We start from the raw sequence: 16,414 nt of genomic DNA, 5'->3' as shown, positions 1-16,414 counted from the left end.
TCTATTTTTTAGAAAGAATAATTCAGGGCAAACCCAAAATCATTTTGTGATGTAATTTCGTTTTTTATGATTGCAGGCTTAAATGCCAATTTTTCGTCAACATTAAATTGTGATAAAGAAGCATCGATGTTAGCATCAATAATATTTAAAATATAAAACCCCACCATAAACAGTGCAGATAAATCTCTGTTTCGTTGAAATTGCTTTTGAGCAGAAATCAATTGGCTTTCACTTAATCCAGCCAAAAATTCAGAACCACTTTGAGTACCTCCTAATCTATTTTTATATTCATCTCTGTACAAATTGTATTTTTTTTGATTATCAAAATACAAATAGGCACTTGTACCGATTGCGCCATAAACTAAAGGAACTTTCCAATATTTTTTATTATAAATCTGTCCTAAACCTGGTAAAACAGCCGAATAAAACGCCGCTTTTGAAGGACGAAGTGGATCAATTTCAACTGATTGAATAGAATCTTTTGAAATGATTTCAGTTTTTTCCTGAGCGAAAATTGAAGTTAATCCGAAAAATAAAAGTAAAAGAATGAACTTACTCTTCATATAAAATTGGCTTTGAAAATTTGGGTCAAAGAAAACTTTTTGTTTTAAGATTATTCTTAAATAAAAGATAAATAAACCTTAATTTTCAAACCATCTAATTGTCAATTACATATGTCTTAAAAATAAAAATAATACTACATTTTTTGCAATTTTCAACTTAAAACTGTTACTTTGCAATATGAAAACTACAGTAGTAAATAAAGAAGTTATTAAAAAAGCAATTATCAAAATGCGTGAAGATAAGATTGCTGTGCGTTCTTTTTTGCAAGGAAAAACTTCTGCCGAAACCTTAACTTCAAAAGGTATCAAACTTGTTAAAACAATATAATTATTCGTTTAACTCCAATTCTGGTTATTATAGTTTTTTCACAAAAAGACAAATTGAATACAGAGTTGCCTTTTATGAAGATTTCACATTAGAATCATGCAATAGTGGTGCTAAAGAACTTGGTAATGTCTATCAAATAACTATCGATAAAATTGGTAATGAACCTGCTTTGTATGATAGAATGGTTTCAGAAACAATTAAACACATTGTAATTTCTTTTTTTGAGAGTATTCAAGATGCATTAATTTACATTTGTGATGATAATGATAAAAAGGCTTTTCAAAGATTTTCCGCTTTTGATAGGTGGTATAATAACAGCAAAATGACAAATCATATTAAAAAACTTAACAATGTTATAGAATTTGATTCTGATAATGAAATCATCAAACTTTATACTTCATTAATGTTTCATAAAGATAATACCTATGCAGAAAACATTGAGACCACATTTAATAATATAAGGAATACCTTAAATGGTGAAAAACCATAATATTCTTTAATTACAAAAACCGATATATTTCTATATCGGTTTTTATTTATTTGAACAACTTACGAATCTTATTCCCCCAACATCTCCATTAATTCCAAAGCTCGTTTTGTAGATTTTACATTATCAAAAGTCAATAAAAGACGTAAACCATTTGGTGTCTGTTTTTCTTTCATTGTACAAAGATTACTGTGCATTGTCACAAATTTTATCATTTTATGAAAACGCTTAGATTGATAATAATCAGACTGTTGATCGGAGACGAAATAACCAATCATTTTGCCTTTTTTCATCACTAATTTCTCAATTCCTACAGCTGTAGCAATCCACTTGATGCGAATACTGTTCATCAGGGCATTCGCGCGCGGAGGCATTGGTCCAAAACGGTCAATTAATTTGTTTTGGAAAATAACCAGTTCTTCTTCATTTTTCACAGAACCTAATTCGTTATACAAACTCAAACGCTCGGTGACGTTATTGATATATTCATCAGAAAACAACAACTCAAAATCCGTATCAATCTGTAAATCTTTTACGTATTCCTTAGTTTCAATATCATTTTCTTCCGGATATAAATCTTTGAATTCGTTTTCTTTCAATTCCTCAATGGCTTCGTTCATGATTTTTTGGTACGTATCAAAACCAATTTCATTAATGAAACCACTCTGTTCGCCACCTAATAAATCTCCCGCTCCACGAATTTCAAGATCTTTCATCGCGATATTGAAACCGCTTCCCAATTCGCTGAATTGTTCCAAAGCCTGAATACGTTTTCTGGCATCTTCGGTCATGGATGAATACGGCGGACAGATAAAATAACAGAATGCTTTTTTATTGCTTCGTCCTACACGGCCGCGCATTTGATGCAAATCTGACAATCCGAAATTATTGGCATTATTAATAAAAATGGTATTCGCATTTGGCACGTCAAGTCCACTTTCGATAATTGTCGTTGCAACCAAAACATCAAAATCTCCGTTCATAAAACCTAACATCAATTCCTCGAGTTTCGCGCCGTCCATTTGTCCGTGACCAATTCCCACTCTTGCATTTGGGACCAAACGCTGAATCATTCCGGCAACTTCTTTTATATTTTCGATGCGGTTATTGATGAAGAAAACTTGTCCGTTTCTTTGAATTTCATACGAAATCGCATCACGAATTACTTCTTCATTAAAACCAACAACATTCGTTTCAATCGGATAACGATTTGGCGGAGGTGTTGTAATTACCGATAAATCGCGCGCCGCCATCAATGAAAACTGAAGCGTTCTCGGAATTGGTGTTGCTGTTAATGTCAGCGTATCTACATTCGCGACAATCGTTTTTAATTTATCTTTTACGTTAACGCCAAACTTTTGTTCCTCATCAACAATCAACAAACCTAAGTCTTTAAAAACAACATTTTTATTGACTAATTGATGTGTTCCAATTACGATATCGAGTTTTCCTTCGGCTAAATCTTTTAGCGTTTGTGCTTTTTGTTTTGCCGTTCTAAATCGGTTTAAATAGCCCACAGAAACTGGCATATCTTTTAAACGCTCTGAGAAAGTTCTAAAATGCTGGTACGCCAAAATAGTTGTCGGAACCAAAACCGCAACCTGTTTGCTGTTATCGACCGCTTTAAAAGCCGCACGAATGGCAACTTCTGTTTTTCCGAAACCTACATCACCGCAAACCAAACGATCCATTGGACGATCGCTTTCCATGTCGGCTTTTACTTCCTGCGTTGATTTGGTTTGATCCGGCGTATCTTCATAAATAAACGAACTTTCTAATTCGTTCTGCAAATAACTGTCAGGCGCGAACTGAAATCCTTTTTCTAAACGACGTTTTGCATACAACTGAATCAAGTTGAACGCAATATGTTTGACACGCGCTTTGGTTTTTTGTTTTAAAAGCTTCCAGGCGTTCGATCCTAATTTGTAGATTTTTGGAGGTGTTCCGTCTTTTCCGTTGTATTTGGATATTTTATGAAGCGAGTGAATACTCACATACACAATATCATTATCGGCATAAACCAGTTTTATGGCTTCCTGCGTTTTACCTTCAACTTGAATTTTCTGCAATCCACCGAATTTCCCAATTCCATGATCGATGTGCGTCACGTAATCGCCAACAGAAAGTGCGGTCAATTCTTTTAGCGTGATATTCTGTTTTTTAGAATACCCATTTTTGATGTTGAATTTATGATAACGCTCAAAAATCTGATGATCGGTGTAAGCCGTTATCTGATTTTCCTCATCAATAAAACCTTGGTACAAAGGCAGTACAATAGTATTATATTGTTTTCTGATATTTTCTGAATTAGCTTCATCTAAACTTTCAAAAATATCATGAAAACGTTTGGCCTGCGTTTCATTCGAACAGAATAAATAATTTTTATATCCGTTAAAATGATTGTCGCTCAGATTATTCAATAATAAATCAAATTGTTTATTGAAAGAAGGCTGAGGCTGAATATGAAATTCGAATTTTTTAGTGATTTTAAAAATAGGTTTTGAAGCCAATTCGACAATCGAAAAATCCAATGCTCGTTTGATAAATGAACTTTGATTTAGAAATAATTGCTCTGGCTGGGCATGTTTTATTTCTTTCGAAAGCTTCTCAAAAGCTTCTTCTGCCCTTGCAAATTGTTTGTCTAACTGACTAAAAAGTCCGTCGGTATTTTGAATAAAAATCACGGTTTTCTCCGCAATATAATCTAAGAAACTTTCTCTGTTTTCCTGAAATATCTTGTTTTCAACATTCGGGATAATCGTAATTTTTTTATGTGTTTCTACCGATAACTGCGTCTCAACATCAAAACTTCTAATGCTGTCTACTTCATTTCCAAAAAACTCTATTCTGTACGGATGATCGTTTGAAAAAGAAAAAACATCAACAATTCCGCCTCGAACCGAAAATTCACCTGGTTCTGTAATAAAATCGACTCTTTTAAATTCGTATTCAAACAAAACTTCGTTGATAAAGTCAATCGAAATTTTATCGTTTAAAGAGACTTTTAAAGTGTTTTTATCTAATTGCTGACGCGTAACTACTTTCTCGAAAAGCGCTTCGGGATACGTAACAATTATGGCTGGTTTTTTTCTGGAATTGATTCTGTTTAAAACCTCAGCGCGAAGCAAAACATTGGCATTATCTGTTTCATCAACTTGATATGGACGACGAAATGAAGCGGGATAAAATAAAACATCCTGCTCTCCAATCATCTGCTCCAAATCATTTAGGTAATAAGCGGCTTCTTCTTTGTTGTCTAAAACAATTAAAAAAGGCAGTTCTGTTTTCTTAAAAACAGATCGAATTACAAATGAAACTGCAGAACCCAGCAAACCGCCGAGATGCATTTTTATCTGATTCTCTTCCAGTAAATTTGATGCAATCTCCTGTGCTTTTGGCAGATTGTCGTATATCGTATATAAAGCGTTTTTACTCAACTTTTGGTGTATTTTGATCTAGTGGCGGCGCAGAACTCGGAATCGCGCGCGTTGTGTCTAACATTTTAAGGAAATCTGCTTCTCCTTCCTCTTTTGGAATTTTGGCTTTTTCGACAACTTTATCCATTTGTCGCTCCAAAGAAATCAGTTCTTTATTGATTTCCTGAACTAAAAAAACCACTTTATCATCTGGAACTTGGTTTAGATGAATAAATAAATCCAGCATTCTTATTTTAGTAATTAAAATAGAAATACGGCTTTTTATTGGAGGCACATTAAATTCTGGCGGAATATTGTTATTTAAAGCCATTGCTTTCTTAGAAATCGCTCTTGACTTTTTTTGGAATGCGCCAATTGTTTTTCTTGGTTTATCGCCAATCTCTTTATTGAAATCACGCCATTCTGTCCATGAGTTTAATTTTTGTTCTGCAATTTCATTGATCGGTTCCTCAAGAAACGTCCAGCCTTTATTAATATTATTAAAAATAGCTTCTTTCTTTTTTGCCTCTTTCGCATTTTCTGCAAGACGTTTTTCATCTGCGTTTTGGCAGGAATACATTGCGGTAATCAAAAGTAGAAAAAGAGATATCTTATATTTCATCTGGTAAAACATTAAGTCGCAAAGTTACAAAGTAAATTTACAATTACGAATTCTGATTTTTGTTAGAAAACATATAAAATTCTGATAAGTTTTTGGAATCTATATATGAGAATTTTTACCGCAAAGCACGCAAAAATTTTAATTTACAGAAAGTTTAGAAAAAAAAAGTTCGCAAAGCTAGTTCAACATCTAATTGGTCTTTTTTTTGAGGAAACATATAAAATTCTGATAAGTTTTTTGAATCTATATATGAGAATTTTTACCGCAAAGCACACAAAAATTTTAATTTACAGAAAGTTTAGAAAACAAAAAGTTCGCAAAGCTAGTTCAACATCTAGTTGCTCTTTTTTTGAGGAAACGTATAAAATTCTGATAACTTTTTTTTTGGAATCTATATATGAGAATTTTTACCGCAAAGCACACAAAAATTTTAATTTACAGAAAGTTTAGAAAACAAAAAGTTCGAAAAGCTAGTTGAACATCTAGTTGGTCTTTTTTTGAGGAAACGTATAAAATTCTGATAAGTTTTGCAACAGAATTTAACCGCAAGGAACACTGCTAATTTATCTTATAGTAGGTTTAGAAAAACACAAAGTTCGAAAAATCTATTCAACATCTAGCTTTGCGAACTTTGTGTTTTCTAAAACTGCTTAATTTAAAAAACTTTGCGCGCTTTGCGGTTAAATTTTTAATTCGAGAATAATCCAACAAACAAACTTTTTCATTATTGAATTTATAAATTTTACTTCTAAAAAACACATGTAATTGCGAAAACGTTATATTTGTGTCTCTAAAATCATTAAAAATGAATCCTAAAATATTGATCATTGGCGCCTGCGGTCAGATTGGAACTGAACTGACGCAAAAACTGCGCAAATTATACGGAACCGAAAATGTAATCGCTTCTGATATTCGAAAATTAAATACTGACGTTGTTAACTCAGGACCTTTTGAAGTGGTCAATGCTTTAGATTTTAATCAAATTGAACATTTAGTAGAAGTTCACAAAATTACAGATGTGTATTTGATGGTCGCACTTTTATCTGCTACAGCTGAAAAAAATCCTGCTTTTGCTTGGGACTTGAATATGAATTCTCTTTTTCATGTTTTAAATTTAGCGAAAGCAAAAAAATTAAGAAGATTTTCTGGCCTTCAAGTATTGCTGTTTTTGGACCAACAACTCCAAAAGAAAATACGCCGCAATATACCGTTATGGAACCTTCTACAGTTTACGGAATTAGTAAACAAGCGGGCGAAAGATGGTGCGAATATTACCATAATATTTACGGCGTTGATGTTCGCAGTATTCGTTATCCAGGTTTAATCAGCTGGTCTACTCCTCCAGGCGGCGGGACTACAGATTATGCTGTTGACATTTTTTATAAAGCTATTGCTGATAAAAAATACGAATGCTTCTTATCATCAGAAACCAAAATGCCAATGATGTATATGGATGACGCGATCGATGCAACGATTAAAATTATGCAGGCACCAGAAGATCAAATAAAAATACATTCTTCGTATAATTTAGCGGCAATGAGTTTTACTCCGACAGAAATTGCAAATGAGATTAAGAAACATATTCCAGATTTTGAAATTACTTACAATCCAGATTTCCGTCAGAAAATTGCGGACAGCTGGCCGGCAAGTATTGACGATTCATCTGCAAGGGAAGACTGGAACTGGAATCATAAATTTGATTTGGAATCGATGACAAAAGATATGATTGAGCATTTGAGCTAAATCTAAAACAGTAAAATATACCTTGGCGTGTTATTCTAAAAAAGATACTTTTAGGATGACACGTTTTTTTATATTTAATTTTCAGATAAGAATTGTTGATTGCATAATTTCTTTACATTTGATGGCGTTTACTTATTTTTAAGTTTATTCAAAAATCATCAATCAAAATCACAACGAAAACATTAATCAAATGACAAATTCTTATCATCCTGTCGAACAAAGCAAAAGAACTGCAATTGTCGACATACTTCGGGGCTGGGCTATTTTAGGAGTAGCTATTGGCAATTATCAAGATTTTTTATACATTGGAGTAGAAAGAGAAATTAAATTCGATACTTTTTCAGAAATACTTCAAATCGTTAACCGCTATCTTTTCTCAGCAAAATCCTGGACATTATTAACGTTATTATTTGGCTACGGATTTGCTATCTTAATTAACAACGTGGCTTCTAAAGGTAAAAATCCTGTTACCTTTTTTGCCTGGCGAATGCTTTTGCTTTTTGTATTAGCTTTTATCAATTCGTCGTTTTGGCTTGGCGATATTTTAAAAGATTATGCTTTTTTAGGACTTGTATTACTGCTTTTTTATAAAAGTTCCACACGAACATTAAGCATTATTTGTGCTTTTATTTTTCTGACTATTCCTTTTTTAATGGCTTATGTCAACACTTTTAAGATTGAGCATATAGTAATTGCCACAAATCCTGAATATCTAAAATTATATCATTCTGGCAACTGGATTGAGTTTTTCAGATTTAATTTACTGGCTTCTTTTTACGAACAAATTATTATTCCGGGTTACGCCATTACTGCTCATTATGTAATGCTGGGCTGTATGCTTTTTTGGATTTCTGCTTCAAAAACTAAACTTTTTTAACCGTTTAACAGAATTGAAAAAGCTTTTAAAATATGTTTGTATTATCAGTTTTGTATGCTCTGTATTTATCGGAGTCGGATTTTTTATTGCCGTACAAAACAAAGCTGGTTTTTTAAAATTCTTTCATCCGCTTTATTGGCTGGTTTTGTGCACAATGTTTTTTATTGCAACGGGAATTTCGCTGTTATATACTAATGGAAAACTAAAAACTATTTTCAGTTATTTTAGTGCTGGAGGCAAAATGACGCTGACCAATTATATGAGCCAAAATATTCTGGCAAGCATTTCTTTTCTCTGGAATTGGTTTTGGAATAGCCGACTCAATGCCGTATTGGTTTTACTTTTTACTGGCCATATTTATATTCATAATTCAATTATTTATAAGCAAATGGTGGCTTTCAAAATACAATTACGGACCAATTGAATGGTTATGGAGATCTGCAAGTTACAGGGAATTTGTTCCTTTTAAGAAAACGCATACTGAGATTGCTATTGATATAAAAACAGTATAATCTCCACATTTTTTGAATAAACTTGAAATAAAAAAAGCCCTTAAAACTAAATTTAAGGGCTTTCTTTATAATTAATTCTTTGAGATTATTTCACTTCAAAAACATTATTTGCGGCTTTAACATCTGCCATTAATCCGCTTGGATCGATAGTGATTTTTTTGACTGCTGTTTTGTTTTTATCGATTGTAAAGCTATAGTTTTGTCGCGCCCAAGCCCAGTCTTCTAAAACCGTTCTTTTTTGATTTGGATTTGGATTCGGTTTAATGAAATTCATCATTCTTAAAGGAATGTAGAATGTTTCAGAAGTTCCGTCTGTGTAATCCACTTTTAAATCGATTGGCATTGGCATTCTTCCAATTCTCTCCAGCGTTACGGTTGTTTTTTCAGAATTGTCTGCAACATCTTTAATACCGTAATCGATTGTATTTAGTGTTTGTGTCCAATCTATTAAATACCAGTCTAACTCAGCTCCAGAAACTCTTTCTGCTGTTCTTTTGATATCATTTGGAGTTGGATGTTTGAATTTAAAATCGTTAAAATATCTTTTTAAAGTTGCATCAACGTTTTCTTTTCCAATTACATATTCTAATTGCGAAAGGAAAAGACTTCCTTTTATATAAGATGAAATGCTGTACGGACGATTTTCGTCATAACGATCTCCGTGCGTGCTTTGTGGTCGCTCTTTTCCTGAGTTTACCAAATTGTAATAAGCGAGATAATTTCCTTTAAATGGGTTTACTTCTTTTTTATCGCCTTTCAATTCGTTCAAAGCACTGTCTTCGATGTAAGTTGTAAAACCTTCATCCATCCAAGGATGTTTTGATTCGTTTGAAGCTAAAATGTGCTGGAACCAAGAGTGTCCTAATTCATGCGTTGCAGTTCCAAGAATTCCTTCAAGAGTTCCGTTTCCTAACATTAAAGTACACATTGCATATTCCATTCCGCCGTCGCCGCCTTGAATAAATGAGTATTGTTTGTACGGATAAGCACCAACTCTTTGGTTGTAATAATCCATTACTTTTACCATTAACGGTTCTAGCTGTTTCCAGTTTGCTGTAACTTTTGGATTGTTTTTGTAAAAGAAATGCAAATCAACATCGTTTGGACCTTTTACAATATCATGCGCATATTCTTTGTCTGTTTGCCCAAGTAAAATCGTGAACATTTGGCGCAATAAAATGCCATGTAAGCGTTTTTGCCTTTTTTAGGATAGGTAACGGTTACACCTTCATCTTCATAACCATGTCCAATTGAATTTTTATCTTGCAAATATCCAGAACCACCAATTGTATAGTCTTTGTCTATTGTAATTTTTACATCAAAATTACCCCAAACTCCGTGAAATTCTCTGGCAATGTATGGATCTGCGTGCCATCCTTCGAAATCAAATTCGGCTAATTTTGGATACCATTGTGACATTGAAAGTTCTATTCCTTCAGAATTGTTTCTTCCAGAACGGCGAATTTGCACTGGAACTTGTCCGTCAAAATCTAATGTAAAAGTAGTTTTAGAATTTGGTAAAATCGGTTTAGCCAAAGTCACTTCTAAAATAGTTCCTGAAACTCTTGTCTGCGCAATTGCACCATCTTGTTTGAAATTTGTAATTTTTAAAAATCCAATTTCATTTGGTTTTAAAGTTTCAATTCGGCTTTGCTTGATATCTTTTCCATCTGCACCTTTTGTTTTAGTTACCATTCTTCCGTCTGGATCTTTAATAAAATGAAGGCGTGCATCCATTTCGCTTCCTGGTTGAAAAGCGTTTGGAAACAAATGATAGAATACTTTTCTTAAAGTATCAGAAGAATTATTGGTATAAACCAATTCTTGTTTTCCTTTATACTGATAGTTTTTCACATCCATTGAAACCTCCATTTTGTAATCGGCGTCTTCGCTGCCAATATGGGGCGTTTTGGGCAAAAGCTGTATTTAAACCAAAGCTCAAGAAAGAGAGTAAAATAATTTTTCGCATGTTTATATGTAATAGAAAATGGAAGAGCGTGAACTCTTCCATTTGATTAATAGTGTATTAAGCTTTATTTTTTAGACATTTTCTCAGCCATTAATAATGCGTTGTAAGCATTTACCATTTTTGCTGTTTTTGATGATTCTGCGAGAGAAACGGCAACTGGTTTTTCATTTGGATTTTCACTTTTCCCCAAAACAACTTTTGCAGGAAGTGCAACTCCAGAATCCATTAAAATCTTTTTCACTTGAGCGGCCTTTAACTTTGGATAGTAAGAACGAATTAACGCCGCAACACCCGCCGCATTTGGAGACGCCATTGAAGTTCCTTGTAAATACTTGTATTTGTTGTTTGGAACTGTTGCGTAAATTTCTTCTCCAGGAGCAAAAACGTCTACATTAATTTTTCCGAAGTTAGAAAAAGGTGCAATAACCGTTTCTCCATATTCTTTATTAATTGCTCCAATTGTGATCACGTTATCAGCAAATTCTTTTACGTTATCTTCAGAATCGTTTGGATAATTGATGTTTTTTGTTTCATCGATATTATATCCGTCGTTTCCTCGTCGCGTGTACAATTAAAACGTCTTTTTTAGCCGCATATTTAATAGCATCGTAAACCCACTGTTTGTGTGGAGAAAAGCTTTTTCCAAAACTTCCGTTAATTACTTTTGCCCCATTATCTACCGCATAACGAATTGCAAGTGCGATATCTTTATCGTACTCATCTCCGTCTGGCACCGCTCTAACTGTTAGAATTTCAACGTTTGGCGAAGCAACTCCATCTCCTCCTAAATTATTACCGCGAATTTGTGCAATGATTCCCGCAACGTGAGTTCCGTGAAGTGCTTTTTCTTTATCTGGACCAAAAACAATATTATTTCCGTAATGATTGTCTTTAATATCTTCTGGATTATCTCCTACGATTTTTCTTCCGTCAAATTCTTTATTTAAATTGTAATTTAACTGATCGTAGACTTGTTCTCTATATTCTTCAAAATCAGCTTCTGGATCGAAAGTTGATCCAGCGTTTGTAAAAATCTGAGTCATTATCGCTTTACTTCTCGCAACTTTTGGATCAGTTGAAGTTACAGCGCTTAAGTCTTCGATTTTGTATGTTGTTTTGTTCAGTTCCTTTTTAATTGTATTGTGAACATCAAGTAAAAAATCTACTTGTTCCTTGTCTTTTAAAGCTTCTTCGTATTTTTCAGTATACTGAGCCAAAGTCGCTTTATATTCTGCAGAACCGTCGTCTGCTTTTTTAGCAACACGTGTCATTTCAAGGTTTTCGTGAACAGCATTTCCTAGGAAATTCCATCCGTTAATGTCATCGATAAATCCGTTTTTATCGTCATCGATTCCGTTTCCTGGAATTTCTTTAGTATTTGTCCAAATCATTCCTTTTAGATCTTCGTGTTCGATATCAACACCAGAATCTACAATACCAACAATTACTTTCTGACCTTTTTTACCTTGCAGTAATTCTGTCAAAGCTCTATCAACACTCATTCCTGGGATAGAATCTTTTACCAAATCCAGGTGACTCCATCTTTTTAATTCATTTTCACTAACTGGTGCTTTTTTTACCACTGCCAAAGGGGCAACTATTGGTTGTTTTTGCACTGATTTTTGCGCTTGCAAATTAGCGCCGCAACCTGCTAAAACAAGTAATGCAAACGCAGATAATTTAAGAGGTTTTATATGACTCATGTATCTATAATTATATCTAAAGTTAAAAGATGGGTCTAAATTATGCTTTTTTGTTACAAAATACTAACAGTTAACAATGTGTTATGAAATTTTCAATAAAATTATTCAAAATCATAATTATCACAATCCTCTATAGATCAAATTATTAAACATAAAAATGATTCGTAAAAATATACTATGAATAAGAAAATTTTATTCAAAACTTAAAATAAACGACAAATAATATACTCTTTACGGTTTCACGTAAGGAATATTCAATTAATATACATACACTTGCGCGACCTAATCATAAACTCAATCTATGAAAACAAAACTACTTTTACTGCTGTTACTGGCAAATTTTTCTATTTATGCACAAACCAATTTAATCTCAAATGGAGATTTTGAAAATTGGGCATCTTCATCGCAACCAGATGACTGGAGCCGCTTCTTCAGTGGTCTTGTTTATCAGGATCCTGATTCTCAAAATGGAAATTCGAGTACTAAGATGGAAATAACGAGTGGTACTCTTAATTTTATTTATACCAGAATAAATTTTCCTATAGAAGCAGGTAAAACTTATCGCGTTACTGCATACCATAAACTGGTTTCAGGTTCTTTTACAAATGTTGAATTAAGCTTAATAGATTCTGATATTTGGCAGACAACAATCAAAAGCAGTATAGACAACACTACATCAGCTACTGGATGGAGAAAAATTGAGTTTGACTATACAGCGAGCTTCCAATAAAAATGTTGGAATTATGATTTATGCAAGAGGTACAGTAAACTCGCAAGTTTTAGTTGATAATGTTTCTGTAGTAGAAGCCCCTTCTCTTTATACCAATATTCCTGACTTAAATTTTGAAAACAAATTAATCGAGTTAGGAATTGATTCTGGTGCTGTTGATGGAAAAGTTTTAACATCAAAAATTGTCGCTGTACCTGCTTTGGATGTTTCTAGAAGTTCTATTTCGAATTTAACAGGAATCGAAGATTTTAAAGCGTTAACAAGTTTAACTGCAAACAAAAATCAAATAGTTACTATTAATCTTTCTAAAAACACTAAACTAACTTCGCTAGACGTAAGCGATAATCTTTTGACTAGTTTAGACATTAATGCCAATACATTATTAGAAAGTTTAAATTCTACTAAGAATAAATTAACTAATTTAGATGTTTCTAATAATAGTAAATTAACTTCTTTAGTTTGCGCAGATAATCAATTATCTACTATAGATGTATCCTCAAATACTTTGTTAACTGGTTTAAGTATCAATGCTAATAAAATTACTTCTTTAAACATTGAAAACAATCTGCTTTTAGTAGATTTAAATTGTTCAGGAAATCAATTAACGAGTTTGAACGTTGATAAAAATACTGCACTAAAATATTTGTGGTGTGGCGCAAATAAATTGACTTCTATAAATATTGATAAAAATACAGAATTAGATGATTTTCGTTGTGGAAACAATCAGTTAACAAGTTTAAATGTCAAAAACAATAAAAAACTACTCAATCTAAATTTTCAAATAAACAAGATTACTAGCTTAGATATTTCAACCAATACTTTACTAGATCAATTAATCTGCTACGAAAATGAACTAACTAGTTTGGATATTTCTCACAATTTAGATTTAAGTCTGTTAGCTTGCCAAGACAATAAGATTACAAGTATTGATATATCTAAACATCCTAAAATTTACGAAGTAGTTTGTAATAATAACAATCTGACATATCTGAATTTAAAAAATGGAAACAATATCAAATTTGAAACATTCTACACCACCTTTACAGGCAACCCAAACCTTAAGTGTATAATTGTAGACGATGCCGCATACTCTAACAATAATTGGGCAAACAAAAAAGACGCTGTCGCTTCTTATTCTAATGAACCTTGTCTAAGTTATACTTTAATTCCAGATATTAATTTCGAAAATACACTTATTGTCGCTGGTATCGATTCTGGAGTTGCAGATGGAAAAGTATTAACATCCAAAATCAACACCATAACTTCATTATTTATATACTCAAAAAATATTTCTGATCTTACTGGAATACAAGATTTCAAAGCTCTTCAACAACTTGATTGTGCTTCTAATAAACTAACAACAATTGATGTTTCAAATAATGTTAATCTTACATATTTAAGAGTTGAAAACAATCTCCTTACAACACTAGATATTTCCAAAAACATTAAATTAACCCAGTTAGGCTGTTATACTAATAAACTTACTTCTTTAGATTTAAGTTTTACTCCCTTGATAACAGAGCTTACAGTTAATAACAACCTTTTTACTTCTTTGGATGTAAGCAACTTAAAACTATTACGTTACCTGAACATTTCAAACTGTGAGCTACCGTCAATAGACTTAACCAATAATAAAGATTTAATTTCCTTTCAAGCCTCATCAAATAGATTCACTACACTAAATCTTTCTCAAAATAAAGAATTAATTTACTTAGGATTTAGTTTTAACCTACAGCTTCCATCTATAGATTTAAGTGCAAATACTAAATTAGAGTATTTAATTTCATCTTATACACTAGTTACTAAATTAGACTTAAGCACAAATGTCAATTTAAAAGCATTGACAATTAACAGCAGTCAAATAAGCGAACTGGATCTTAGAAGTAATAAACTTTTAATTGGTTTGTACCTTCAAAATAATTCGCAATTAAAAAAATTAGATTTAAGAAATGGAAAAAACAGTAACTTACTTGCTAATTATACCTTTATGTCTGGCACTAATGGTTCTCCTTCAACCACAACTTTTAAGGGTAATACGAAATTAACTTGTATAATGGTTGACGATGTTGCTTATTCTGATGCAAATTGGAGCACTTATAAAGATGCAAAAACTAACTTTAGCCTAGACTGTGTAGTATACACTTTAATACCTGACTCCAATTTTGAAGATAAATTAATTGCTCTACAAATTGATAAAGATGGTAAAAATGGAAAAGTAGCCACAGAAAGTATTGCATCAATTACATCACTAGATGTATCATCAAGTTCTATTAAAGATCTTACCGGAATACAGGATTTTACTTCTTTAAAAGTATTAAACTGCGCTGCAAACCAATTGACATCTTTAACTCCAGCAAACAATCCTTTATTAACAGATTTGAACTGTTCTTATAATTTACTAACAGTTCTGGATCTTAGCAAAAATCCTTCATTGACAGCATTAAATGTTTCAACCAATACTTTAAACACTCTTAATGTAAAAAATGGATTCAATACAAATATGGATTGGTTTAGTGTTAATTTTACTCGAAACGCCTCTTTAACTTGTATTCAGGTTGATAATGCAAAATACTCTAACGATACTTGGAACGGAAAATTAGACAAAACTTCATATTTTACAGAAGATTGTAACACTTTCACACTAATTCCTGACAGCAATTTTGAAGATGAATTAATTGCATTAAAAATTGATATTGATGGTAAAAATGGAAAAGTTTTAACTTCCACAATTGCAACTGTAAAAGATTTAAATGTACAGCTTAGCGACATTAAAGACTTAACTGGAATTCAAGACTTTACAGCTCTTGAGTTTTTAAACTGTCAATTCAATCTTTTAACTACATTAAATGTATCGAAAAATTTAAAGTTAATCGAATTGTACACCCATGGAAATGACCTGACAACTTTGAATTTATCAGCAAATACAGCTCTAACAACTTTGCAGGCCAACAAAAACAAACTGACTGATTTGGACTTGACTAAAAACAGCAAGTTGACTTATGTAAATGTGATGGAAAATTCTCTAAAAACTTTAAACCTTAAAAATGGTAACAACATCAACTTTACAGGGGCATTGCTAACTAAAAACAGTACTTTAACTTGTATTTTGGTTGATAATCCTTCATTAGCCGCTTCAAGCGACGTGTTTTTTAAAGATGCAACAGCGTCTTATTCTTCAACATGTTCTTTAGGCCTTGAAGATTCTATTTTCAATAAAGTTGCAATGTATCCAAATCCAACAAAAGGTGAAGTTTACATTAGTAATGTTTCATTAGACAAAGCAACAGTTTACAATTCATTAGGACAACTGGTAAAATCGTTTATTTTGGATGCATCAAATACAGATAATACAATTAATTTATCTGGTCTTCCAAGAGGAATTTATTATGTGTACTTAATTAATGGAGACGTCGCTTCTGCTAAAAAAATAATTGTAGAATAATTATAATTTGTTAAACTAAAAA

10 protein-coding genes and 3 pseudogenes are annotated in these 16,414 nt (G+C 32.3%); 8 read left to right on the top strand and 5 right to left on the bottom strand.

The annotated features are described in order from the left end of the window. Positions 1 to 8: 8 nt before the first annotated feature. Entirely contained in the window at positions 9 to 563 is a 555-nt protein-coding gene (locus ACZZ95_RS06450; RefSeq protein WP_463468439.1) for a DUF5683 domain-containing protein, read from the bottom strand. 178 nt (positions 564 to 741) lie between these two features. Here ACZZ95_RS06450 and ACZZ95_RS06445 point away from each other — a divergent pair, with 178 nt between their 5' ends. After that, positions 742 to 891, top strand: a complete 150-nt coding sequence (locus ACZZ95_RS06445) for a hypothetical protein (RefSeq protein ID WP_463468438.1) — start codon at positions 742 to 744, stop codon at positions 889 to 891. Beyond that, positions 875 to 1,381 carry a DUF6169 family protein gene (locus tag ACZZ95_RS06440; protein WP_463468437.1) on the top strand — a complete coding sequence of 169 codons (507 nt, stop codon included), beginning with the start codon at positions 875 to 877 and terminating at the stop codon, positions 1,379 to 1,381. Before ACZZ95_RS06445 ends, ACZZ95_RS06440 begins: the two co-directional genes overlap by 17 nt. 68 nt (positions 1,382 to 1,449) lie before the next feature. Here the strand turns inward: ACZZ95_RS06440 and mfd are convergent, their stop codons facing one another. Both mfd and ACZZ95_RS06430 read right to left on the bottom strand, forming a co-directional pair. After that, positions 1,450 to 4,815, bottom strand: coding sequence for a transcription-repair coupling factor (gene mfd / locus ACZZ95_RS06435; protein WP_463468436.1), 3,366 nt, complete (start codon positions 4,813 to 4,815; stop codon positions 1,450 to 1,452). Then, positions 4,808 to 5,416: a hypothetical protein gene (locus tag ACZZ95_RS06430; RefSeq protein ID WP_095953717.1), complete on the bottom strand. Its 609-nt coding sequence runs from the start codon at positions 5,414 to 5,416 to the stop codon at positions 4,808 to 4,810. Before ACZZ95_RS06430 ends, mfd begins: the two co-directional genes overlap by 8 nt. Positions 5,417 to 6,221: 805 nt before the next feature. On the opposite strand from ACZZ95_RS06430, the pseudogene ACZZ95_RS06425 reads away from it, so the two are divergent. From ACZZ95_RS06425 to ACZZ95_RS06410, 4 genes and pseudogenes are all read left to right on the top strand, one after another. Next, positions 6,222 to 7,159: pseudogene (locus ACZZ95_RS06425) on the top strand (L-threonine 3-dehydrogenase). A gap of 190 nt (positions 7,160 to 7,349) precedes the next feature. Further along, positions 7,350 to 8,036, top strand: a complete 687-nt coding sequence (locus tag ACZZ95_RS06420) for a DUF418 domain-containing protein (protein WP_463468435.1) — start codon at positions 7,350 to 7,352, stop codon at positions 8,034 to 8,036. Positions 8,037 to 8,049: 13 nt separating this feature from the next. After that, positions 8,050 to 8,460, top strand: coding sequence for a DUF418 domain-containing protein (locus tag ACZZ95_RS06415; RefSeq protein ID WP_463468434.1), 411 nt, complete (start codon positions 8,050 to 8,052; stop codon positions 8,458 to 8,460). After that, a complete protein-coding gene (locus ACZZ95_RS06410) occupies positions 8,384 to 8,548 on the top strand; it encodes a DUF418 domain-containing protein (RefSeq protein ID WP_463471631.1) in 165 nt (54 codons plus the stop codon). Before ACZZ95_RS06415 ends, ACZZ95_RS06410 begins: the two co-directional genes overlap by 77 nt. A gap of 85 nt (positions 8,549 to 8,633) precedes the next feature. Here the strand turns inward: ACZZ95_RS06410 and ACZZ95_RS06405 are convergent. After that, a pseudogene (locus ACZZ95_RS06405) lies at positions 8,634 to 10,517 on the bottom strand (M1 family metallopeptidase). A gap of 64 nt (positions 10,518 to 10,581) precedes the next feature. After that, positions 10,582 to 12,220: pseudogene (locus ACZZ95_RS06400) on the bottom strand (S8 family peptidase). Between the two features lie 301 nt (positions 12,221 to 12,521). On the opposite strand from ACZZ95_RS06400, the gene ACZZ95_RS06395 reads away from it, so the two are divergent. Continuing rightward, the gene (locus ACZZ95_RS06395; RefSeq protein WP_463468433.1) at positions 12,522 to 12,950 is read left to right on the top strand and encodes a carbohydrate binding domain-containing protein; all 429 of its coding nucleotides are present in this window, start codon (positions 12,522 to 12,524) and stop codon (positions 12,948 to 12,950) included. Continuing rightward, positions 12,919 to 16,392 carry a T9SS type A sorting domain-containing protein gene (locus tag ACZZ95_RS06390; RefSeq protein ID WP_463468432.1) on the top strand — a complete coding sequence of 1,158 codons (3,474 nt, stop codon included), beginning with the start codon at positions 12,919 to 12,921 and terminating at the stop codon, positions 16,390 to 16,392. Before ACZZ95_RS06395 ends, ACZZ95_RS06390 begins: the two co-directional genes overlap by 32 nt. The last annotated feature ends 22 nt before the right edge of the window (positions 16,393 to 16,414 follow it).

The organism is Flavobacterium sp. AC267, assembly GCF_979258715.1.
The sequence above is the reverse complement of the archived record's forward strand: the minus strand, read 5'-3'. Positions and strand labels throughout refer to the sequence as shown.